The organism is Bradyrhizobium sp. HKCCYLS3070, from assembly GCF_051167575.1.
Taxonomy (GTDB): Bacteria; Pseudomonadota; Alphaproteobacteria; order Rhizobiales; family Xanthobacteraceae; genus Bradyrhizobium.
Map to the genome: position 1 here is coordinate 1,746,373 of NZ_JBNPTI010000001.1, position 21,239 is coordinate 1,767,611.

The window sequence follows — 21,239 nt, forward strand, 5'->3', positions numbered from 1 at the left end:
TTTTTGAACGGCCGTTCAGCAGGCCCGCGTCAGACTTCCAACACATGGACGAGACAGATCGGCTTCTTGCCCCACTGCTCATTGACCGCCGAACGCACGGCCCGCCGGACGGATTCTGCCGCTGCGTCAGAATCGCGCCGACGCGCCCGCGGAAGACCTTCGAAGGTGGAAACGACAGCATCGAAGACGATGTCGTCCATCTCCTCGCCCGCCGCATTCTTCTCGGGGATGCCGACCATGTCGACCTCGGGATCGTCGGCCAGCTCGCCCTTCTCGGTGATGGCAAGCGCCACGAAGATGCAGCCGGCAAAGGCCATCTTGCGACGCTCGACCACAGCGCGCGACTTCGAATCCTCGACGATGCTGCCGTCCTTGTAGAGCCGCCCCGCCGGCAGTTGGTCGATGATTCCGGGATCACCGGGGCCGAGCTTGACGAGGTCGCCATTGCGGCAGGTGATGACCTTGGGCACGCCGCAGGCGCGCGCCAGCCTCGCGTGCTCGTGCAGATGCAGCGCCTCGCCATGCACGGGGATCAGGAGCTGCGGCCGCGTCCACGCGATCATGTCGCGCAGCTCGTCGCGGCGCGGGTGGCCGGAGACATGGACGAGATGGTTGCGGTCGGTGATGATCTCGATGCCCTGCTGCACCAGCCCGTTGATGACGGCGCCGACCGCCTTCTCGTTGCCGGGGATGGTGCGCGACGAGAAGATGACGGTGTCGCCCTTGTTCAAGGTGACCAGCGGATGATCGTCATTGGCGATGCGCGAGAGCGCCGCGCGCGGCTCGCCCTGGCTGCCGGTGCAGAGCGCGAGCACCTTGTCGGCCGGGAAATGGCCGTAGAGATCCATGCCACGGAAGTTCTGCACGCCGTCGAGATAACCGGTCTCACGCGCGACCTGGACCACGCGTTCCATGGCACGGCCGACGATGACGACCTCGCGCTCGGCCTCGCGCGCCGCTTCGGCAACGGCGCGGATACGCGCGACGTTGGAGGCGAAGGTGGTCACGGCCACGCGGCCCTTTGCTTCCTTCACCAAAGCCGCGATCGTCTTGGCAACCTCGGCCTCGGACGGCGAGCGTCCCTCGCGCACGGCATTGGTGGAATCGCCGATCAGTGCGAGCAATCCGGCATCACCGAGCTCGCGCAGCCGCTTCTCGTCGGTCGGCGCGCCCAGCACCGGCGTCGGATCGATCTTCCAGTCGCCGGTATGCAGGACAGTGCCGACCTCGGTGTGGATCGCCAGCGCGTGCGATTCAGGGATCGAATGCGCGACCGGAATGAACTCGACGTTGAACGGACCGATGTCGACGCGGCCGCCGGAGGGGATCACCTTGACCGGGATCTTGGCTGGGAGGCGCTCGGCCTCGCACTTGGCCTCGAACAGTGCGGCGCTGAACTTGGTCGCGTAGATCGGGCATTTCAGCCGCGGCCACAGGTCTATGATCGCGCCGAAATGATCCTCATGCGCGTGGGTCAGCACGAGGCCGACGAGATTGTTGCGCTCCTTCTCCAGGAAAGCGACGTCGGGCATGATCAGGTCGATGCCCGGCAGATGCTCCTCGTCGCCGAAGGAGACGCCAAGATCGATCGCGAGCCACGAGCGCTGGTGGCGATTGCCGAGCCCGTAGATCGACAGGTTCATGCCGATCTCGCCGACACCTCCGAGCGGCGCAAATGTCAGTTCGTCGGGACGTGCCATCTAGACCGCTCCTTTGGATGCGACCGAGCCGAAATGAACATCACCGGCCGTGATCGGCTCCAATCGTCCCTCCGCGGTCCGCACCAGCATACAACCCTGTTCGTCGATCGTGTCGAAAATCCCCTCGATGATAGCATGTCCGGACCTGATGGCGACCGGCTGGCCGAGGCCTGCGGCGCGCTCGAGCCAGAGTTTCCGGATGTCACCGAAGCCCCGTCCCTCGTTCCAGATGCCGAAATACTCGACCCAGGCATCCGACAGCGCCGAGAACAGGTCCTCGGCGGTCACCTGGATGCCGAGGTCCGCCAACGACACCGCCGGTGTCGGGGTATCCAGCGGCGCCGCGACCACGTTGGTTCCAATACCGGCAACCACCGCAAGCCCTTGAGCCACCTGCTCCGCCTCGAGCAGCATGCCGACGATCTTGCGGCCGTCAGCCAGCACGTCGTTGGGCCATTTCAGCGCGAATGACGCGCGTGCTCCGGACCGCAGCGCGGCCTCGATGCTCACCTGGCGCAACGCGCTCTCGATGGAGAGGCCGGCGGCGAAGCCGAGTGTGGCTGCGATCGCAGGAGCCACGTTCAGCACTTCCAGCACGCTCGAGGCCAGATTGCCGCGCGGGGCGATCCACGGGCGCTGGCGCCGGCCGCGCCCGGCCGTCTGCTCAGACGTGACAAACCAGCACGGCGCCTTGCCGCCCTCTCGGGCCGACTTCAGCGCCTCGACATTGGTTGAGCCGGTCTGGTCGAACGTGACGAGTCGGTAGCCAGCCTTGTCAGCCTGGGACCCTAGCGCAAACGTCATCTAGAACAGCGACTTCGCCGCGGCCGCGGCCGCGCTGACCAGCGGGCCGGGATAGGCGAAGAACAGGATGTTGAAGACGCCGGAGATCGCGAGCACCGTGCGCAGCTCGATACGGACCGGATCGAGCGTCGGCAGCGGCTCGTCGAAATACATCGTCTTGACGATCAGGAGATAATAGTAGGCGCCGACCACGCTGGTGAGCACGCCGATCACCGACAGCGTGAACAGTCCGGCCTTGATGGCGGCGACGAAGACGTACCATTTGGCGAAGAAGCCGGCGAGCGGCGGCACGCCGGCCAGCGAGAACAGCAGCATCGCGAAGAAGAAGGCAAGCAGCGGATTGGTGCGCGACAGCCCCGAGAAGTCGCTGACCTTCTCGAACGACTGGCCGTTGCGCTTGATCGCCATGATCACGGCGAACGAGCCGAGCGTCATCGCGACATAGATCGCGATGTAGGTCAGCACGCCCTGCGCGCCCTCGACCGTACCGGCGGCGAGACCGACCAGCGCGAAGCCCATGTGGCCGATCGACGAATAGGCCATCAGGCGCTTGATGTTGGTCTGGCCGATCGCGGCGAACGAGCCGAGCGCCATCGAGGCGATCGAGACGAACACGATGATCTGCTGCCACTGGAAGGTGATGCCGGGAAACGCCGTCAGCGCGACGCGCGCGAACACGGCCATCGCCGCGACCTTGGGCGCGGAGGCGAAGAACGCAGTCACCGGCGTCGGCGCGCCTTCATAGACGTCCGGCGTCCACATGTGGAACGGCACCGCCGAGACCTTGAAGCACATGCCGGCGAACAGGAAGACGAGGCCGAAGATGATGCCGACGCTGCCGGTCTTGGTCACCGCCGCGATTCCGGCAAAACTCACCGTGCCGGTGAAGCCATAGATCAGCGAGGCGCCGTAGAGCAGCATGCCGGAGGACAGCGCGCCGAGCACGAAATACTTCAGGCCGGCTTCGGTCGACTTGACGTTGTCACGATGGCTGGCCGCGACGACGTAGAGCGCGAGCGACATCAGCTCGAGACCGAGGTAGAGCGTGATCAGGTCGCCGGCCGAGATCAGCACCAGCATGCCCAAGGTCGAGAGCAGCACGAGGATCGCATATTCGAAGATGCGACGATCGGGCTTCGACAGGAACTCCGCCGACATGATCAGGGTCGCGATCGAACCGATCAGCGCCAGGATCTTCAGGAAGCGCGCATAGCTGTCAGCGATGAAGCTGCCGCCGAAGGCCTGGCCGCCCGGCTGCCTGAGCACGAGGATGCCGACCACGATCAGCAGAGCGACCGCCAACCACGTGACGAGCCCCGTCGTCTCCTGCCCGCGAAACGCGCCCAGCATCAACAGCGCCATGGCCCCCACGGCCAACAACAGCTCCGGCAGCACCACCCAAAGCTGAGGCCCAAGATTCTCGATCATCGTCTGTGTCCCGACCCCTCAAGGTCTCATCATTGGAGCAGCGCGGCGGCCTTCACGGCCGTCACGGCGGTATTGTAGTTGTTGACGAGCTGCTGCACCGACGCCGCCGACATGTCGAGGATCGGCTTCGGATAAACGCCGAACAGGATGGTCAGCGCCACCAGCGGAAACAGGATCACGCCCTCACGCAGGGTGAGATCTTTGATGCTGGCGAGCGACGGCTTGGTCAGCGCACCGAACACCACCTTGCGGTAAAGCCACAACGCGTAGGCCGCCGAGAGGATGACGCCTGATGTCGCGAAGAACGCGGTCGGGATCGACACCTTGAAAGTGCCGAGCAGGGTCATGAACTCGCCGACGAAGCCGGACGTGCCGGGCAGGCCGACATTGGCCATCGTGAACACCATGAACACCAGCGCGTAGACCGGCATCCGGTTCACGAGGCCGCCGTAGGCCGCGATCTCGCGGGTATGCATGCGGTCATAGACCACGCCGACGCAAAGGAACAGCGCGCCCGAGACGATACCGTGCGAAATCATCTGGAACACGCCTCCGGCGACACCCTGCATGGTGCCCGCGAAGATGCCCATGGTGACGAAGCCCATATGCGCCACCGATGAGTAGGCGATCAGCTTCTTGATGTCCTCCTGCATCAGCGCGACCAGCGAGGTGTAGATGATCGCGATCGCCGAGAGCGTGAACACCAGCGGCGCGAAGTCGTGCGAGGCCAGCGGGAACATCGGCAGCGAGAAGCGCAGGAAGCCGTAGCCACCCATCTTCAAGAGGATCGCGGCCAGGATCACCGAGCCCGCGGTCGGCGCCTCGACGTGCGCGTCCGGCAGCCAGGTGTGCACCGGCCACATCGGCATCTTCACCGCAAAGGAGGCGAAGAACGCCAGCCACGCCCAGGTCTGCAAGGACCGCGGCACCGCCGTATGCATCAAGGTCGGAATGTCGGTCGTGCCGGCGTTCCAGTACAGCGCCATGATGGCGAGCAGCATCAGCACCGAGCCGAGCAGCGTGTAGAGGAAGAACTTGAACGAGGCGTAGACCCGGCGCGGACCGCCCCAGACGCCGATGATCAGGAACATCGGGATCAAGCCGCCCTCGAAGAACAGATAGAACAGCACGAGGTCGAGCGCCGAGAACGTGCCGACCATCAGCGTTTCCAGGATCAGGAACGCCATCATGTATTCGCGCAGCCGGTTGGTCACCGACTTCCAGCTCGCGATGATGCAGAACGGCATCAGGGCGGTGGTCAGGATCACGAACGGCAGCGAGATGCCGTCGACGCCCATGTGGTAGCTGATGCCGGCCGCCAGCCAGTTCGACTTCTCGACGAATTGGAAGTCGGTCTGGGCGGGATCGAAGCGCAGCACCAGGATCACCGACACCCCGAACGTGATCAGCGTGGTCCACAGCGCGATCCAGCGCGCATTGCGCCTAGCCGCCTCGTCGTCGCCGCGGACCAGATAGATCAGCAGCGCACCGACGATCGGCAGGAAGGTGACGACGGAGAGAATTGGCCAGGTGGTCATTGCTGGCCCCCCATGAACATGAACCAGGTGATCAGGCCGGCGACGCCGATCAGCATGGCAAAGGCGTAATGATAGAGGTACCCGGTCTGGATCTTGACGACGTTGCGCGTGATGTCGAGCACCCGCGCCGAGACACCGTCCGGACCGAAGCCGTCGATGACGAAGCCGTCGCCCTTCTTCCAGAGGAAGCGGCCGAGCCACTTCGCCGGACGGACGAAGATCACGTCATACAGCTCGTCGAAGTACCACTTGTTGAGCAGGAACTTGTAGAGCAGCGGCTGCTGCGCGGCGAGCTCCTCCGGGATGTCCGGACGTCTGACGTAGAAGATGTAGGAGACCACAAATCCCAGCACCATCATGACGAAGGGAAGCTGAGCGAGCCAGGCCGGCATGTGCTCCATGTCTTCGAGAATGTGCGGGTTCATCTTCATCGACTCGCCGAAGAAGTGCTCGACGCCATGGGGATCGGTGAACACGCCCTTGAACGGGAGGCCGGCCAGAATCGAGCCTGCCGCGAGCACGCCGATCGGGATGAGCATCCAGATCGGGCTCTCGTGTGCGGCATCATAATGATGCTGATCGTGCGGCGTGCCGAAGAAGGTCTTGAACACCAGGCGCCAGGAATAGAACGAGGTCAGGCCGGCGGCGACAATGGTGAGGAAATACGCGTAGGTCGCGAACGGATTGTGCGCGGCGTACGCGGCCTCGATGATCGCATCCTTGGAGAAGAAGCCTGCGAAGCCGGGGAAGCCGGTGAGCGCCAGGGTGCCGACCGTCATCACCGCGAAGGTGTATGGGATCTTGCGCCACAGGCCGCCCATGTTGCGGATGTCCTGCTCGTGATGCATCGCGTAGATCACCGAGCCAGAGCCCAAGAACAGCAGCGCCTTGAAGAAGGCATGCGTGAACAGATGGAACATGCCGACCGAATAGGCCCCTGCTCCCATCGCCACGAACATGTAGCCGAGCTGCGAGCAGGTCGAGTAGGCGACGATGCGCTTGATGTCGTTCTGCACGAGGCCGACGGTCGCAGCGAAGAACGCCGTGGTCGCGCCGAAGAACATCACGACGGCCTGGGCGTTCGGGGCGAGCTCGAACAGCGGCGACAGGCGCGCGACCATGAAGACGCCGGCGGTGACCATGGTCGCGGCATGGATCAGCGCCGAGACCGGGGTCGGACCTTCCATCGCGTCCGGCAGCCAGGTATGCAGCAGGAACTGTGCCGACTTGCCCATGGCGCCCATGAACAGCAGCAGGCAGGTCAGGGTCAGCGCGTCGGCATGCCAGCCGAGGAAGTTGATCGTCTTGCCGGCAAAGCTCGGCGCGGCGGCGAAGATGGTCTCGAAGTCGGTCGACTTCGCCAGCAGGAACACGGCGAAGATGCCGAGCGCGAAGCCGAAATCGCCGACGCGGTTGACGACGAAGGCCTTGATGGCGGCAGCGTTGGCCGACGGCTTCTGGAACCAGAAGCCGATCAGCAGGTAGCTCGCCAGACCGACGCCCTCCCAGCCGAAGAACAGTTGCACGAGGTTGTTCGCGGTCACCAGCATCAGCATCGCGAAGGTGAACAGCGACAGATAAGCGAAGAAGCGCGGACGGTTCGGATCCTCGTCCATATAGCCGATCGAATAGAGGTGGACGAGCGAGGACACGCTGGTCACAACGACCAGCATCACCGCCGTGAGCGTGTCGACACGCAGCGCCCAGGACACCTGCAGCTCGCCGGAATTGATCCAGGGCAACAGCTCTTTCACACCCGCCTCGTGGTGCATGAAGCCGACGCTGATCAGCATCGCCCAGGACAGGCCGGCCGACACGAACAGCAGCGCCGTCGTGATCACCTGCGCCGCCCAGGTGCCGGAGGCCGGCGGCTCGGCGACATGATGGTCGTCGTGTCCGTGGCCGTGATCGTCATGCGCGTGCGCGTGCGCGTCGGCGGCGCCGTGGTGATGACCGTCGTCGTGATGATGCTCGACCGTATCACCGCTCGGATGGCGCGCATGCGCGCCGAGCAGCGCGATCAGGCCGGCCAGGATCGCGCCCAGCAGCGGCAGAAAGACAATGGCCTGGATCATTCGCCCGTTCCCTTACGCATGACCTTGCCGGCGAGCCGGCCCCCATCTGTGCGGATCATGCGCCCTTAGCCCTTCATCATATTGACGTCTTCGACCGCAATCGAGCCGCGGTTGCGGAAGTAGACCACCAGCACGGCAAGGCCGATCGCGGCTTCCGCCGCCGCAACTGTCAAAACCAGCAGCGCGAACACCTGCCCGACGATGTCGCCCAGGAATGTCGAGAACGCCACCAGATTGATGTTCACCGCAAGCAGGATCAGCTCGACCGACATCAAGATGACGATGATGTTCTTGCGGTTCAGGAAGATGCCGAGGATGCCGAGCGTGAACAGCATGGCCGCGACGGCGAGATAGTGCCCCAATCCGATGGTCATTTCACCCACTCCGCCGCGTCCGTGTCCTGCAGCCCCTGCCCGACCGCGACCTTGCGGACCGCCATCGCCATCTCCGGCGTGCGCGCGTTCTGGACGTTGATGTCCTGGCGCTTGACGCTCGCCTTGTGGCGCAGCGTCAGCACGATCGCGCCGATCATCGCCACCAGCAGGATCATGCCGGAGAGCTGGAAGTAATGGATGTACTTCGTATAGAGCACGAGGCCGAGCGCCTCGGTATTGGTGACGTTGGTCGGGATCGCCGCGGTGATCGCCTTCGGCGTCGTCGGGTTGATGACCCAGTAGGACACCGTCAGCAGCAGCTCGAACAGGAAGATGCCGCCGATGACCAGTCCGATCGGCATGTACTGCAGGAAGCCCTCGCGCAGCTCCGTGAAGTCGACATCGAGCATCATGATCACGAACAGGAACAGCACCGCGACCGCGCCGACGTAGACGACCACGAGGATCATCGCCAGGAATTCGGCGCCCATCAGCACGAACAGGCCGGAGGCGTTGACGAAGGCGAGGATCAGATAGAGCACCGAGTGAACGGGGTTCTTCGAGACGATCACCATCACGGCCGAGGCCACGCAGACCGCCGCGAAGAGATAGAAGAAGAGCGCAGGAAGGATCATCGGACGGCCTCAGCGGTACGGCGCGTCGAGCGCGATGGCTTTGGAGATCTCGCGCTCCCAGCGGTCGCCATTCGCGAGCAGCTTGGCCTTGTCATAATACAGCTCCTCGCGGGTCTCGGTCGCGAACTCGAAGTTCGGTCCTTCGACGATGGCGTCGACCGGACAAGCTTCCTGGCACAGGCCGCAATAGATGCACTTCACCATGTCGATGTCGTAGCGCACCGTGCGGCGGGTGCCGTCGTTGCGGCGCGGACCGGCCTCGATCGTGATCGCCTGCGCGGGACAGACCGCCTCGCACAGCTTGCAGGCGATGCAGCGCTCTTCGCCATTGGGATAGCGCCGCAACGCGTGCTCGCCGCGGAAGCGCGGCGAGATCGGGCCCTTCTCGAACGGATAGTTCAGGGTCGGCTTCGGCTGGAAGAAGTAGCGCATCGCGAGGAAGAATGCGGAGACGAACTCCTGCAGCAGCAGCGACCGTGCGGTGGCGGAAATGTTCATGACAGCCTCATTTCGGCGCGATGCCGGCGAAGTGCAGCACGCCTGCGACGATGACCACCATGGCCAGCGACAGCGGCAGGAATACTTTCCAGCCCAGTCGCATCAACTGGTCGTAGCGGTAGCGCGGCACGATCGCTTTCGCCATCGCGATCAGGAAGAACATGAAGAACAGCTTGAGCGAGAACCAGATGACGCCCGGCACCCAGTTGAACGGCGGCAGATCGATCGGCGGCAGCCAGCCGCCCAGAAACAGGATCGTCGCCAGCGCGCACATCGTGGTGATCGCGACATACTCGCCGAGCATGAACAGCAGATACGGCGTCGAGCCGTATTCCACCATGAAGCCGGCAACGAGCTCCGATTCCGCCTCGACGAGATCGAAGGGCGGACGGTTGGTCTCGGCCAGCGCCGAGACGTAGAACACCACGAACATCGGGAACAGCGGCCAGACGTACCAGTTCAGGATCGTCAGCTGCGGCAGGCCGATCAGGCTCGCAAGCCCGCGGGCATGCTGCGCCTCGACCACCGCCGACAGGTTCAAGGTGCCGGCGCAGAGCAGCACGGTGATGATGACGAAGCCGATCGAGACCTCGTAGGACACCATCTGCGCCGCCGAGCGCAGCGCCGCCAGGAACGGATACTTCGAGTTCGACGACCAGCCGGCCATGATGATGCCGTAGATCGACAGTGACGAGATCGCGAAGATGAAGAGAATGCCGACATTGATGTCGGCGATCGCCCAGCCGAGATTGGTCGGAATCACCGCCCAGGCCGCCAGCGCCAGCACGCAGGAGACCAGCGGTGCCAGCAGGAACACGCCCTTGTTGGCGCCGGCCGGAATGATCGGCTCCTTGAGCACGAACTTCAGCAGGTCTGCGAACGACTGGAACAGGCCCCAGGGCCCGACCACGTTGGGACCCCGGCGGATCTGCACCGCCGCCCAGATCTTCCGGTCGGCCAGCAGGATGTAGGCGATCGCGACCAGCAGGACGACGAGCAGCAGGACGCTCTGCGCGACCATGATGATCAGCGGCCAGAGGAAGCCGGTCCAGAACGAGCTTGCGAAGAAATCAGCCATCAGGTCACGCTCACTCCGCTGCCGTCAGCATCTGCCCGGAAGCCAGACGGGAACATTCCGCCATGACCGCCGATGCGCGCGCGATCGGATTGGTGAGATAGAAGTCGTCGATCAGCGGCTTGAACGGTGCCTTCTCGAGGTTGCCGCCCTTGCCAGCCAGGGTCTTGATGTCGGCGATCTTGCCCGCCTCGATCTGGTCGACGCGGCCAAGATGCGGCACGGCCTTGATGATCGCAACGCGCAGCGCGGCCAGCGAGTCGTAGCCGAGCTTCCTGCCGAGCACGTCGGACAGCGCCCGGATGATCGCCCAGTCCTCGCGTGCCTCGCCTGGCGGGAATGACGCCCGGCCCGTCATCTGCACCCGGCCCTCGGTGTTGACGTAGAGCCCGGACTTCTCGGTGTAGGCAGCCCCCGGCAGGATGACATCGGCACGATGGGCACCGCGGTCGCCATGGGTACCGATGTAGACGACGAAAACGCCCTCGGGCACATCGACCTCGTCGGCGCCGAGCAGGAACATCACGTCCATGGTGCCGAACGTCGTCATCTGCGCAGCCGTGAGGCCGGTGCCGTTGAAGCCGATGTCGAGGGCGCCGACCCGCGAGGCGGTGTCGTGCAGCACGGCAAAGCCGTTCCAGTCGTCGCGCACGGCGTTGACGTCCATCGCGATCTTGGCGGCCAGCGACAGGATCGCGCCGCCATCGTGGCGCGCCGCGGCGCCGGCGCCGACCAGCACGATCGGGTTCTTGGCGTTGCGGAAGGTGGTCGCAAACGAGTGCTTGCCGGCGGCGACGTCGCTCAGCGAGTCCGTGCCCGCGCCGATGTGCTCATAGGCATAGGTCAGGTCGGCCTTGGGACCGACCACGCCGACCTTGAGCTGGCCCGAGCGCCAGCGCTTGCGGATGCGGGCGTTGAGCACGGCCGCTTCCTTGCGCGGATTGGCGCCAATGATCAGGATCGCGTCGGCCTGCTCGATACCCGCGATGGTCGGATTGAACAGATAGGACGCACGGCCGAGCTTGGCATCGAAGCTGTCACCGCCTTGCACCGCGACGTTGGTCGAGCCGAGCTTGGCGAGCAGATCCTTGAGCGCGAACATCTCTTCGACCGCGGCGAGATCGCCGGCGATCGCGCCGATGCGCTTGCCGTCGATGCGCGACAGCTTGGTGGCAATCGCCTTGAACGCCTCCGGCCAGGAGGCGGCGCGCAGCTTGCCATCCTCGCGAACGTAGGGACGATCGAGCCGCTGCGTGCGCAGGCCGTCGACGACATGGCGGGTCTTGTCGGAGATCCACTCCTCGTTCACGGCATCGTTGATGCGCGGCAGGATGCGCATCACCTCGCGGCCGCGGGTGTCGACACGGATCGCCGAGCCCACGCCATCCATGACGTCGATCGACTGCGTCTTGCCGAGCTCCCAGGGGCGTGCGGCGAAAGCGTAGGGCTTCGAGGTCAGCGCACCGACCGGACAGATGTCGACCAGATTGCCCTGCAGCTCCGAACTCAGCGCCTGCTCGAGATACGTCGTGATCTCCATGTCCTCGCCACGGCCGATCGCGCCCATTTCCGGCACGCCGCAGACTTCCGCCGAGAAGCGGACGCAACGCGTGCACTGGATGCAGCGGTTCATCGAGGTCTTGACCAATGCGCCGAGATACTTGTCCTCGACGGCGCGCTTGTTCTCGGCGAAGCGGCTGGTGTCCACACCATAGCCCATCGCCTGGTCCTGCAGGTCACACTCGCCGCCCTGGTCGCAGATCGGGCAGTCCAGCGGATGGTTGATCAGAAGGAATTCCATCACGCCTTCGCGCGCCTTCTTGACCATCGGCGACCGCGTCGAGATCTCCGGCGGCTCGCCCTTCGGGCCCGGCCGGCAGTCGCGCACGCCCCAGGCGCAGCTCGCGACCGGTTTCGGTCCGCCCTTCACCTCGACGAGGCACATCCGGCAGTTGCCGGCGATCGACAGCCGCTCATGATAGCAGAAGCGCGGGATCTCGGCGCCCGCCGCCTCGCACGCCTGCAACAGCGTGTACTCCGGCGGCACATCGATCTCTTTGCCATCGATGATGATCTTGGTCATTGCCTCACATCTCTCTCAAACCACGGACCACCGCGCCGCTGCGCACCGTGAGGGCGCGAGCGCGGGGAAAACGTTGCTGGCGAACCGGGCCGCCATCACCTACTCCGCCGCTACCATGCGCGCGGGATCGCGCACGCCCACGTCGTCGACATCGGCCTTGTGCGAATACTGGTCAATGCGCGCCTCGATCTCGTGACGGAAATGCGTGATCAGCCCCTGGATCGGCCAAGCTGCCGCGTCGCCCAGCGCGCAGATCGTGTGGCCCTCGATCTGCTTGGTGACTTCGAGCAGCATGTCGATCTCGCGCTTGTGCGCCCGGCCCTCGGCCATGCGCGTCAGCACGCGCCACATCCAGCCGGTGCCCTCGCGGCACGGCGTACACTGGCCGCAGCTCTCATGCTTGTAGAAGTAGGAAATGCGCGCGATCGCTCGGATCAGGTCGGTCGACTTGTCCATCACGATCACGGCCGCGGTGCCGAGGCCGGAGCGCAGCTTCGACAGGCTGTCGAAATCCATCGGCGTATCGATGATCTGCTCGGCCGGCACCATGCGCACGGACGAGCCGCCGGGGATGACCGCCTTCAGATTGTCCCAGCCGCCACGGATGCCGCCGCAATGCTTCTCGATCAGCTCGCGGAACGGGATGCCCATCGCCTCTTCGACGTTGCAAGGCCGCTCGACGTGACCGGAGATGCAGAACAGTTTTGTGCCGACATTGTTCGGACGGCCGATGCCGGCAAACCACGCGGCGCCGCGGCGCAGGATGGTCGGCGCCACCGCGATCGACTCGACGTTGTTGACGGTGGTCGGGCAGCCATAGAGGCCGACGTTCGCTGGGAAAGGCGGCTTCAGCCGCGGCTGGCCCTTTTTGCCTTCGAGGCTCTCCAGCAGCGCGGTCTCCTCGCCGCAGATATAGGCGCCGGCGCCATGCGCGACATAGAGATCGAACGGCCAGCCATGGATGTTGTTCTTGCCGATCAGGTTGGCCTCATAGGCCTGATCGATCGCCGCCTGCAGCCGCTCGCGCTCGCGGATGAACTCGCCGCGCACATAGATGTAGCAGGCATGCGCGTTCATCGCGAAGCTGGCCAGCAGGCAGCCCTCGACGAGATGATGCGGATCGTGCCGCATGATCTCGCGATCCTTGCAGGTGCCGGGCTCGGACTCGTCGGCGTTGACCACGAGGTAGCTCGGCCGACCGTCGGTCGATTCCTTCGGCATGAACGACCATTTCAAGCCGGTCGGGAAGCCGGCGCCGCCGCGGCCGCGCAGGCCGGAAGCCTTCATCTCGTTGATGATCCAGTCGCGACCTTTTTCGATCAGCGCCTTGGTGCCATCCCAGCTGCCGCGCCGGCGTGCGCCTTCGAGGCCCCAATCATGCAGGCCATAGAGGTTGGTGAAGATGCGGTCCTTGTCGTCGAGCATGATCAGACGGCTTCCTCGGGTGTCAGCGGTTCGACTGCATGGTGGCGATGAAGGCGGCGCAGCCGCCGAACACCAAGGCCCACAGCAGACTGGACTCCAGCGTCGCATTGAGCGCGAACCGCTGCAGCACGAAAATGAAAGCGGCGGCTGCGAGCGTATGCAGTGCCACGTAGCGCCAGTTCTTCATTGCGGCGCCCTCTTCGGTCAGGGCCGCAACGCGGGTGCGATTGCGGCTCATGTCTTCTCCTTCAGCGTGGTCGGCCCGCCCGCCGGCGCCGAGAATTGGCGGCCATTCTGCGGACCCTGCGTCGGCAGGTTGCCGGTCGCGAAGCCGTCGAGCACCTTGCCGAAGCTCTCCGGCGTCAGGTCCTCATAGGTGTCCTTCCAGACCTGCACCATCGGCGCGTTCACGCAGGCGCCCAGGCACTCGACCTCTTCCCAGCTGAAGTCGCCGTCCTTCGATAGGTGGAAGGGATCGTGATGGATGCGATGCTTGCAGACCTCGATCAGTTCTTCGGCGCCGCGCAAACGGCACGGCGTGGTGCCGCACACCTGCACATGCGCCTTCTTGCCGACCGGCTGCAGCTGGAACATCGTGTAGAAGGTCGCCACCTCGAGCACGCGGATGTAGGGCATGCCGAGCATGTCGGCGACGACGCGGATGGCCGCCTCCGACACCCAGCCTTCGTTCTGCTCCTGCGCGCGCCACAGGATCGCGATCACGGCCGAGGCCTGGCGGCCTTCCGGATATTTCGCGATCTGCGCTTTGGCGAAGGCAAGGTTCTCGTCCGTGAACGCAAAGCTCGCGGGCTGGACTTCCTTCGGGGCAAGACGGCGGACGGACATGGCTCTTCAATCTTTCATTGCATGCGGCGCGCGGCACTTGCATTGAGCGCTGCGACGCGATTCTGCCAGAAGGCACTTGCAGTTCCGAACACGTTATAGCCGACGTGGGCGGACGCCTTGATCCGGTCGAGGATCGACAGCTCTGTCACGGTCTCGAGGCGGCCGCTTGCGGGGTCGTAGACCATCAGTTGCATCGGCGTCTGATCGAGGATGTAGCGCGAAACCGTATGGTTGCGATCCTGGCCGTGCTCCTCGCACAGGATCATGCTGTCGGTCGCGAGCAGCCGCGCCCCGCCCTTGATCGCCTCGATCTCGACGCCCTCGACGTCGAGCTTGATCAGGTACTTGCCGGAAGCGGCGACCTTGCCGTCGTCGATCAGATCGTCGAGCGCCATCACCGGCACCTGCTCGCCGCCGGCGCTGTCGCCGGCGATACTGAAGGCCTCGTGCTTGGTACCGGTGAGATGCGCGACGCCGCGGCGTTCGCCGATGGCGCACTTCATCACTTCGAAGCGGCCGCCGTTGATCTGCGCATTGTTCGCGAGCTTGGCGAAGTTCGCCGAGGACGGCTCGATCGCGATCGCCTTGTGCGCGCCGTAGGGCGTGCTCGACACCAGCACCGACCAGTAGCCGTAATTGGCCCCGCCGTCGATGAAGGTGTAGTCGACATCGACAGTGCCGAGAAACAGGAACTCGAGTTCGTCCTCATAGTGATAGTCGCGGTTGAGCAGCTTGCTCCAATAGCCGTCGCCATAGGGAAACTCGAACACGGCGTCCGGGTTGAGCTTCACCGCGATGTCGCGTTCGGGCAGCGCCAGCCGCAGCAGATTGGCACAGCGGTTGTAGCCGCGATGCGAGAAATGCGAGGAAATCTTCGAGCCGGTCGACAGCGCCAATGCAGCCGTGCGCTCCCAGAGGTTCGCTCCTTCGAGCGCTCCGGAAGCACGATCGAACTGGATCGGCGCATGGCCCATCAGCGGTCCACCTCTCCGAACACGATGTCGAGCGAGCCGAGAATGGCCGAGACGTCGGCGAGCAGATGGCCGCGGCAGATGAAATCCATCGCCTGTAGATGCGCGAAGCCCGGAGCGCGGATCTTGCACTTGTACGGCTTGTTGGTGCCGTCGGCGACGAGATAGACGCCGAACTCGCCCTTCGGCGCCTCGACGGCCGCATAGATCTCGCCTGCCGGCACGTGCACGCCTTCGGTGTAGAGTTTGAAGTGGTGGATCAGCGCTTCCATCGAGCGCTTCATCTCGCCACGGCGCGGCGGAGCGATCTTGTTGTCGGTGATCATCACCGGGCCCTGCCCGTCCGGTGCGCGCAGCTTCTGGATGCACTGCTTCATGATACGCACCGACTGGCGCATCTCTTCCATGCGGATCAGATAGCGGTCGTAGCAGTCGCCGTTCTTGCCGATCGGAACGTCGAACTCCATCTCGGCATAGACGTCGTAGGGCTGCGACTTGCGCAGGTCCCAGGCCGCGCCCGAGCCGCGCACCATCACGCCGGAGAAGCCCCACTCCCAGGCCTGCTTCAGGGTCACGACGCCGATGTCGACGTTACGCTGCTTGAAGATGCGGTTGCCGGTGAGAAGCCGGTCGAGATCGTCGACCACCTTCAGGAACGGATCGCAGAATGCGTCGATGTCGTCGATCAGCTTCGGCGGCAGGTCCTGGTGGACGCCACCGATGCGGAAGTAGTTGGCGTGCATGCGCGAGCCGGAGGCGCGCTCATAGAACACCATCAGCTTCTCGCGCTCCTCGAAGCCCCACAGCGGCGGGGTCAGCGCGCCGACGTCCATCGCCTGGGTGGTGACGTTGAGCAGATGCGACAGCAGCCGTCCGATCTCGGAGTAGAGCACGCGGATCAGCTGGCCGCGGCGCGGAACCTCGATGCCGAGCAGGCGTTCGGCGGCGAGGCAGAAGGCATGCTCCTGATTCATCGGCGCGACGTAGTCGAGCCGATCGAAATAGGGCATCGCCTGCATGTAGGTCTTGGTCTCGATCAGCTTCTCGGTGCCGCGATGCAGCAGGCCGATATGCGGATCGACGCGCTCGACCACCTCGCCGTCCAGCTCCAGCACCAGGCGCAGAACGCCATGGGCCGCCGGATGCTGCGGGCCGAAATTGATCGTGAAGTTGCGGAGGGCCGGGCTCTGCTCGTTCATGCTCGCGCTCCCACTCACTTCGTCGCCTTCTCGTCGCCGGGCAGCGGATAGTCCGCACCTTCCCAGGGCGACAGGAAATCGAACTTGCGGAACTCCTGGTTGAGCCGCACCGGCTCGTAGATGACCCGCTTCTCCTGATCGTCGTAGCGCACCTCGACGAACCCCGTCGTCGGGAAGTCCTTGCGCAGCGGATGGCCGTCGAAGCCGTAATCCGTCAGCAGGCGGCGCATGTCCGGGTGGCCGACGAAGATCACGCCGTAGAGGTCGTAGGCCTCGCGCTCGAACCAATCGGCGCCCGGAAAGACATCGATCAGCGACGGCACCTGCGTCGTCTCGTCGGCCTCGGCCTTGAGCCGGATGCGCGCGTTCAGCGTCGGTGACAGGAAGTGATAGACAACATCGAAACGTTTGGCGCGCTCAGGATAGTCGACCGCCGTGATGTCGGTGATGTTGACGAAGCGGAGAGCCGGATCGTCGCGCAGATGTGTCACGACCTCGACGATCCGGGCGGACTCCACGTTCACCGTGAGCTGATTGAAAGCGACCGTATGGCCGATCGCGGCGCCCGGGAGCGCGCTTACGATCGTCTGCCCAAGGGCGTCGAGCCTGCCGTCGTCCATAACGAAAAACCTTCAGCGTTCGATGGTGCCGGTGCGCCGGATCTTCTTCTGCAGCAGCAGCACACCGTACAGCAGCGCTTCGGCGGTCGGCGGACAGCCGGGCACGTAGATGTCAATGGGAACGATGCGGTCGCAGCCGCGGACCACCGAATAGGAATAGTGATAGTAGCCGCCGCCATTGGCGCACGACCCCATCGAGATGACGTAGCGCGGCTCCGGCATCTGGTCGTAGACCTTGCGCAGCGCCGGCGCCATCTTGTTGGTCAGCGTGCCGGCGACGATCATCACGTCGGACTGGCGCGGCGAGGCGCGCGGCGCGAAGCCGAACCGCTCGACGTCGTAGCGCGGCATCGAGACCTGCATCATCTCGACGGCGCAGCAGGCTAGGCCGAACGTCATCCACATCAGCGAGCCGGTGCGGGCCCAGGTGATGAGATCGTCAGCGGTGGCGACGAAGAATCCCTTGTCCGACAGTTCGTGCCTGACCTCGAGGAAATACGGGTCGTTGGCACCGATCGGCCTGCCGGTCGCGGGATCGAGAATGCCCTTCGGGGCCGGAGCGATCGCCGGCCCGGTCGAGGACGTGGTCGGGCTCAATCCCATTCAAGCGCGCCTTTCTTCCATTCGTAGGCAAACCCGACCGTCAACACGGCCAGGAACACCAGCATCGACCAGAAGCCGGCCGCGCCGAGCTTGCCGAATGCGACTGCCCAGGGGAACAGGAAGGCGACTTCGAGGTCGAAGATGATGAAAAGGATGGCAACCAGATAGAAGCGGACGTCGAACTTCATGCGGGCGTCGTCGAACGCATTGAAGCCGCACTCGTACGCGGAGAGCTTCTCGGGATCGGGCTGCTGGTAGGCGACCAGGAACGGCGCGATCAGCAGCACCACCCCGATGATGGCTGCGACACCTATGAAAACGACGAGGGGGAGATAGTTCTGAAGGATGCCGGTCATCGGCGCCACTTTCCTCTGCGGTTTCGGTGCAAACCGCAGACTCGTTGCATTGGAATTGGTCGAAGCCTTAGCGCAGCGCACCAAGCCGCGCAAGACAAGCCGTCTCGCCGGTGTCATCCCTCCCCACATTGCGGAAACCCGGACACACCGAGCAACGGCGCCGCGGATGACGCGTGCAGGAGCCGCATTGCAGACCCGCAGCATTACGGTGCCGCACGGTCCAACGCAGGACGCTGAGGCGATCAGCAATCGCGAGGACGCACGCCGGTGTGCGCAGGCTGGCTGGTCGGAGACGGATGCGGATCAGCGCTCGATCGGGAGATCCAAACGAGGCGACGGGACCGTCACCCGATAGGCTTCCGTTACCGCGGGAGATGGTCACGAAGGGCCACCGGATCAAGATCATCCACGGCCGCCGTCGATACCGGCACCGCCGCGCGCTGTTAGCCCCGGCCGCATACTCCCGATTGCCGCCGCGGCGGCTGCAACCGATGAAACCATTTTGAGGAAACGAAGAAACGGGATCGAAACAAAGCGGGGGTACATGTCCAGGCAACAAAGTGGCGCTCTGAGACGCCGGGAGGCTGACATGAACCACTCGCTGCATTCCGCAGACCGATCGACCCATCTGAAGATCGTCGTCGTTGCCCTGGTCGCCGGCATCGCGGTGACCGCTTTCGGCATCGCGACCCGCGCCAACGTCGACTACAGCCAGACGGCATCGCACGTCGTGAAGGCAGGCAAGACGGTGACCATGACGAGTTCCAGCGACTCGATGGTCGTCCGCTGAGTCCACTGCTCCGCTGCCATCTGACGGCAATCGCAGGCCACCCGCCGGGTGGCCTTTTTCATGCCCGATCGGAAAATCGGCGACGGAGCACTTGCAGTCCGGCGGAGCGCCAGGTCGTAGACGGGAAGGGATCGCGCGGCGGCGCTGATTGCGCCAGCGGACAGATCACATCAAAAGCTAAGCCATTGAAAACATGGCGCGAGAGACGGGGCTCGAACCCGCGACCTCCGGCGTGACAGGCCGGCGCTCTAACCAACTGAGCTACTCCCGCGTGATCGCGAAATCCGCGGAGGAGTGCGACTTAAAGGGGCGATGTTTCGAAGTCAAGGACAATGAACCGACAGCTGTGCGAAGTCCTTGATGGGGGAGCAATGCAGGACGCCCGATCTCCTTGGCTGGGCCCGGGCAGCCGACGTTAGTCGCCGCACGGTGATGGGCCAAATCGACCTGTCCCGCGTCTCTCCTTCCGGACCGCAGCAACCCCGCCCCGCGGCGGCGGCGCTGGCGGTCGCTTCGCGACGACGTCGCAGGCCGGATATGGCAAAATGGGCGCCAAGTCCGACCGCGCGTACTTCCGGCATATTGAAATTTCCGGCCGCCGTACCCACCGAGGCGCACTTGCTGACCAGAAAGCGAGTGAGAGGAGATTCCTCGCGGACGCTGCCCACGAATCGCCCGCCACCGGTGCGAGGAAGATGAGCTTCGAATCGCCGGAGTCGGTATCCTGCAGGTGGCGCGCGCCGGAGTGCGCAATCCTGCTGTCGGCGAGGCGGTGCTGATCAACGCCGGCCCGCGACCCGCCGTATTCCGCACGGGAGCTGGCGGACGATCTTTGATCAGAGCGGAAACCCTTGATAGCCTGCCACCCCCTGGTATCTGGCATGCAATAACTGATATATTAGTATACTGATACCTCCAGTAACGTCTCCCTCTCTCTCTCTTGGTGCCCATGGCCGACCCGCTTCGCAGCTACACCCACTCCGTCACCGAGCGCCTGCTCCGCTACGCCGCGATTGACACCCAGTCGGACCCGACGTCGCCGACCTGTCCTTCGACGCTCAAACAGAAGAATCTCGGCCGGATGCTCGCAGCCGAGCTGCAGGCAATGGGCCTCTCGGACGCCCACCTGGACGACCATGGCTACGTCTATGCGACCATCCCCGCCACCACCGACAAGGCCGTGCCGGTGATCTGCTTCTGCTCGCACATGGACACGTCGCCCGATTGCTCCGGGGCCAACGTGAAGCCGCAGATCGTGCGCAACTACCAGGGCGGCGACATCGTGCTGCCGGGGGACCCGAGCCAGATCATCCGTGCGGCTGAGCATCCTGCATTGAAGGACCAGATCGGCAACGACATCGTCACCACCGACGGCACCACCCTGCTCGGGGCCGATAACAAAGCCGGCATCGCCGAGATCATGGACGCGGCGCAGTTCCTGATCAGCAATCCGCAGATCAAGCACGGCACCATCAAGATCCTGTTCACGCCGGACGAGGAGATCGGCCGTGGCGTCGACCGGGTCGACCTGAAGAAGCTCGGCGCCGACTTCGGCTACACGATGGATGGCGAAACCGCCGGCAACATCGAGGACGAGACCTTTGCCGCCGACGGCGCCACCATCCTCATCAACGGCGTCAGCGCCCATCCCGGCTTTGCCAAGGGCAAGATGGAGCACGCGATCAAGATCGCGTCCGCAATCGTCGATCGGCTCCCGAAGGATGGCTGCTCGCCGGAGACGACGGAGGGCAAGGAAGGCTTCCTGCATCCGGTCGGGATCTCCGGCGCGCTCGAACAGGCGCGACTCGACTTCATCGTGCGCGATTTCAGCGAGCAGGGCCTGCGGCAGAAGGAAGCGCTGCTCGAGGACATCGTCAGGGATGTCCTGAAGGACTATCCGCGCTCGAGCTATCGGATGGAGGTTCGGCAGCAATACCGCAACATGAAGGAGGTCATCGATCTGCATCCGGAGATCGTGACCTATGCCGAGGAGGCGATCCGCCGCGCCGGCCTGACGCCAGTCAGGACATCGATCCGCGGCGGCACCGACGGTTCACGGCTGTCGTTCATGGGCCTGCCCTGCCCCAACATCTTTGCCGGCGAGCATGCCTTCCACTCGCGTCTCGAATGGGTCAGCGTCCAGGACATGGAGAAGGCGGCGCAGACCATCGTCCATCTGGCGATGATCTGGGAAGAGCGATCCTGAGCGTCGTCCGGCG

General features: G+C 64.4%; 20 protein-coding genes and 1 tRNA gene. 2 read left to right on the top strand and 19 right to left on the bottom strand.

The window, feature by feature from the left end:
- Positions 1 to 29: 29 nt before the first annotated feature.
- The 18 genes from ACQR03_RS08095 to ACQR03_RS08180 all read right to left on the bottom strand — a co-directional run bounded on the left by ACQR03_RS08095 (position 30) and on the right by ACQR03_RS08180 (position 18,230).
- A complete protein-coding gene (locus ACQR03_RS08095; RefSeq protein ID WP_315711563.1) occupies positions 30 to 1,700 on the bottom strand; it encodes a ribonuclease J in 1,671 nt (556 codons plus the stop codon).
- Positions 1,701 to 2,504, bottom strand: a complete 804-nt coding sequence (locus tag ACQR03_RS08100) for a biotin--[acetyl-CoA-carboxylase] ligase (RefSeq protein WP_315711562.1) — start codon at positions 2,502 to 2,504, stop codon at positions 1,701 to 1,703.
- On the bottom strand, positions 2,505 to 3,932 hold the full coding sequence (gene nuoN, locus ACQR03_RS08105; RefSeq protein WP_316202909.1) for an NADH-quinone oxidoreductase subunit NuoN: 1,428 nt from the start codon (positions 3,930 to 3,932) through the stop codon (positions 2,505 to 2,507). It abuts the gene before it with no gap.
- 29 nt (positions 3,933 to 3,961) lie between these two features.
- Positions 3,962 to 5,470, bottom strand: coding sequence for an NADH-quinone oxidoreductase subunit M (locus ACQR03_RS08110; RefSeq protein WP_315711560.1), 1,509 nt, complete (start codon positions 5,468 to 5,470; stop codon positions 3,962 to 3,964).
- Complete coding sequence (gene nuoL / locus ACQR03_RS08115) at positions 5,467 to 7,545, bottom strand: NADH-quinone oxidoreductase subunit L (protein ID WP_316202910.1); 2,079 nt, start codon at positions 7,543 to 7,545, stop codon at positions 5,467 to 5,469. Before nuoL ends, ACQR03_RS08110 begins: the two co-directional genes overlap by 4 nt.
- Before the next feature lie 65 nt (positions 7,546 to 7,610).
- Positions 7,611 to 7,919, bottom strand: a complete 309-nt coding sequence (nuoK, locus tag ACQR03_RS08120) for an NADH-quinone oxidoreductase subunit NuoK (protein ID WP_315711558.1) — start codon at positions 7,917 to 7,919, stop codon at positions 7,611 to 7,613.
- Entirely contained in the window at positions 7,916 to 8,554 is a 639-nt protein-coding gene (locus ACQR03_RS08125) for an NADH-quinone oxidoreductase subunit J (RefSeq protein ID WP_015666525.1), read from the bottom strand. Before ACQR03_RS08125 ends, nuoK begins: the two co-directional genes overlap by 4 nt.
- 9 nt (positions 8,555 to 8,563) lie before the next feature.
- Positions 8,564 to 9,052 carry an NADH-quinone oxidoreductase subunit NuoI gene (gene nuoI, locus ACQR03_RS08130; protein ID WP_006611003.1) on the bottom strand — a complete coding sequence of 163 codons (489 nt, stop codon included), beginning with the start codon at positions 9,050 to 9,052 and terminating at the stop codon, positions 8,564 to 8,566.
- Positions 9,053 to 9,059: 7 nt separating this feature from the next.
- Positions 9,060 to 10,130: an NADH-quinone oxidoreductase subunit NuoH gene (gene nuoH, locus ACQR03_RS08135; protein WP_315711556.1), complete on the bottom strand. Its 1,071-nt coding sequence runs from the start codon at positions 10,128 to 10,130 to the stop codon at positions 9,060 to 9,062.
- 10 nt (positions 10,131 to 10,140) lie between these two features.
- Positions 10,141 to 12,210, bottom strand: a complete 2,070-nt coding sequence (gene nuoG / locus ACQR03_RS08140) for an NADH-quinone oxidoreductase subunit NuoG (RefSeq protein WP_315711555.1) — start codon at positions 12,208 to 12,210, stop codon at positions 10,141 to 10,143.
- A gap of 99 nt (positions 12,211 to 12,309) precedes the next feature.
- Complete coding sequence (gene nuoF / locus ACQR03_RS08145) at positions 12,310 to 13,635, bottom strand: NADH-quinone oxidoreductase subunit NuoF (RefSeq protein ID WP_315750890.1); 1,326 nt, start codon at positions 13,633 to 13,635, stop codon at positions 12,310 to 12,312.
- Positions 13,636 to 13,657: 22 nt separating this feature from the next.
- Entirely contained in the window at positions 13,658 to 13,873 is a 216-nt protein-coding gene (locus tag ACQR03_RS08150; protein ID WP_315711550.1) for a hypothetical protein, read from the bottom strand.
- The gene (gene nuoE / locus ACQR03_RS08155; protein WP_434841178.1) at positions 13,870 to 14,481 is read right to left on the bottom strand and encodes an NADH-quinone oxidoreductase subunit NuoE; all 612 of its coding nucleotides are present in this window, start codon (positions 14,479 to 14,481) and stop codon (positions 13,870 to 13,872) included. The genes ACQR03_RS08150 and nuoE overlap by 4 nt, the downstream gene beginning before the upstream one ends.
- Positions 14,482 to 14,495: 14 nt before the next feature.
- Positions 14,496 to 15,455 carry an FkbM family methyltransferase gene (locus ACQR03_RS08160; RefSeq protein WP_315750889.1) on the bottom strand — a complete coding sequence of 320 codons (960 nt, stop codon included), beginning with the start codon at positions 15,453 to 15,455 and terminating at the stop codon, positions 14,496 to 14,498.
- Positions 15,455 to 16,651: an NADH-quinone oxidoreductase subunit D gene (locus ACQR03_RS08165; protein WP_315711546.1), complete on the bottom strand. Its 1,197-nt coding sequence runs from the start codon at positions 16,649 to 16,651 to the stop codon at positions 15,455 to 15,457. The genes ACQR03_RS08160 and ACQR03_RS08165 overlap by 1 nt, the downstream gene beginning before the upstream one ends.
- 14 nt (positions 16,652 to 16,665) lie before the next feature.
- Positions 16,666 to 17,271 carry an NADH-quinone oxidoreductase subunit C gene (locus ACQR03_RS08170; protein ID WP_315750887.1) on the bottom strand — a complete coding sequence of 202 codons (606 nt, stop codon included), beginning with the start codon at positions 17,269 to 17,271 and terminating at the stop codon, positions 16,666 to 16,668.
- A 12-nt stretch (positions 17,272 to 17,283) separates the two neighbouring features.
- Positions 17,284 to 17,868: a NuoB/complex I 20 kDa subunit family protein gene (locus ACQR03_RS08175; protein WP_173424458.1), complete on the bottom strand. Its 585-nt coding sequence runs from the start codon at positions 17,866 to 17,868 to the stop codon at positions 17,284 to 17,286.
- On the bottom strand, positions 17,865 to 18,230 hold the full coding sequence (locus ACQR03_RS08180) for an NADH-quinone oxidoreductase subunit A (RefSeq protein ID WP_008964559.1): 366 nt from the start codon (positions 18,228 to 18,230) through the stop codon (positions 17,865 to 17,867). Before ACQR03_RS08180 ends, ACQR03_RS08175 begins: the two co-directional genes overlap by 4 nt.
- Positions 18,231 to 18,819: 589 nt before the next feature.
- Between ACQR03_RS08180 and ACQR03_RS08185 the strand changes: the two genes are divergently transcribed.
- Entirely contained in the window at positions 18,820 to 19,020 is a 201-nt protein-coding gene (locus ACQR03_RS08185; protein ID WP_434841179.1) for a hypothetical protein, read from the top strand.
- A gap of 194 nt (positions 19,021 to 19,214) precedes the next feature.
- Here the strand turns inward: ACQR03_RS08185 and ACQR03_RS08190 are convergent.
- Positions 19,215 to 19,291 (bottom strand) — tRNA-Asp (locus tag ACQR03_RS08190).
- Positions 19,292 to 19,969: 678 nt separating this feature from the next.
- Here ACQR03_RS08190 and pepT point away from each other — a divergent pair.
- A complete protein-coding gene (gene pepT / locus ACQR03_RS08195; protein ID WP_434841180.1) occupies positions 19,970 to 21,226 on the top strand; it encodes a peptidase T in 1,257 nt (418 codons plus the stop codon).
- The last annotated feature ends 13 nt before the right edge of the window (positions 21,227 to 21,239 follow it).

Excerpts from the sequence above, each read along its gene's own strand:
- ACQR03_RS08095 (WP_315711563.1), bottom strand. The coding sequence starts at position 1,700 with ATGGCACGTCCCGACGAACTGACATTTGCGCCGCTCGGAGGTGTCGGC.
- ACQR03_RS08100 (WP_315711562.1), bottom strand. The coding sequence starts at position 2,504 with ATGACGTTTGCGCTAGGGTCCCAGGCTGACAAGGCTGGCTACCGACTC.
- nuoN (WP_316202909.1), bottom strand. The coding sequence starts at position 3,932 with ATGATCGAGAATCTTGGGCCTCAGCTTTGGGTGGTGCTGCCGGAGCTG.
- ACQR03_RS08110 (WP_315711560.1), bottom strand. The coding sequence starts at position 5,470 with ATGACCACCTGGCCAATTCTCTCCGTCGTCACCTTCCTGCCGATCGTC.
- nuoL (WP_316202910.1), bottom strand. The coding sequence starts at position 7,545 with ATGATCCAGGCCATTGTCTTTCTGCCGCTGCTGGGCGCGATCCTGGCC.
- nuoK (WP_315711558.1), bottom strand. The coding sequence starts at position 7,919 with ATGACCATCGGATTGGGGCACTATCTCGCCGTCGCGGCCATGCTGTTC.
- ACQR03_RS08125 (WP_015666525.1), bottom strand. The coding sequence starts at position 8,554 with ATGATCCTTCCTGCGCTCTTCTTCTATCTCTTCGCGGCGGTCTGCGTG.
- nuoI (WP_006611003.1), bottom strand. The coding sequence starts at position 9,052 with ATGAACATTTCCGCCACCGCACGGTCGCTGCTGCTGCAGGAGTTCGTC.
- nuoH (WP_315711556.1), bottom strand. The coding sequence starts at position 10,130 with ATGGCTGATTTCTTCGCAAGCTCGTTCTGGACCGGCTTCCTCTGGCCG.
- nuoG (WP_315711555.1), bottom strand. The coding sequence starts at position 12,210 with ATGACCAAGATCATCATCGATGGCAAAGAGATCGATGTGCCGCCGGAG.
- nuoF (WP_315750890.1), bottom strand. The coding sequence starts at position 13,635 with ATGCTCGACGACAAGGACCGCATCTTCACCAACCTCTATGGCCTGCAT.
- ACQR03_RS08150 (WP_315711550.1), bottom strand. The coding sequence starts at position 13,873 with ATGAGCCGCAATCGCACCCGCGTTGCGGCCCTGACCGAAGAGGGCGCC.
- nuoE (WP_434841178.1), bottom strand. The coding sequence starts at position 14,481 with ATGTCCGTCCGCCGTCTTGCCCCGAAGGAAGTCCAGCCCGCGAGCTTT.
- ACQR03_RS08160 (WP_315750889.1), bottom strand. The coding sequence starts at position 15,455 with ATGGGCCATGCGCCGATCCAGTTCGATCGTGCTTCCGGAGCGCTCGAA.
- ACQR03_RS08165 (WP_315711546.1), bottom strand. The coding sequence starts at position 16,651 with ATGAACGAGCAGAGCCCGGCCCTCCGCAACTTCACGATCAATTTCGGC.
- ACQR03_RS08170 (WP_315750887.1), bottom strand. The coding sequence starts at position 17,271 with ATGGACGACGGCAGGCTCGACGCCCTTGGGCAGACGATCGTAAGCGCG.
- ACQR03_RS08180 (WP_008964559.1), bottom strand. The coding sequence starts at position 18,230 with ATGACCGGCATCCTTCAGAACTATCTCCCCCTCGTCGTTTTCATAGGT.
- ACQR03_RS08185 (WP_434841179.1), top strand. The coding sequence starts at position 18,820 with ATGAACCACTCGCTGCATTCCGCAGACCGATCGACCCATCTGAAGATC.
- pepT (WP_434841180.1), top strand. The coding sequence starts at position 19,970 with ATGGCCGACCCGCTTCGCAGCTACACCCACTCCGTCACCGAGCGCCTG.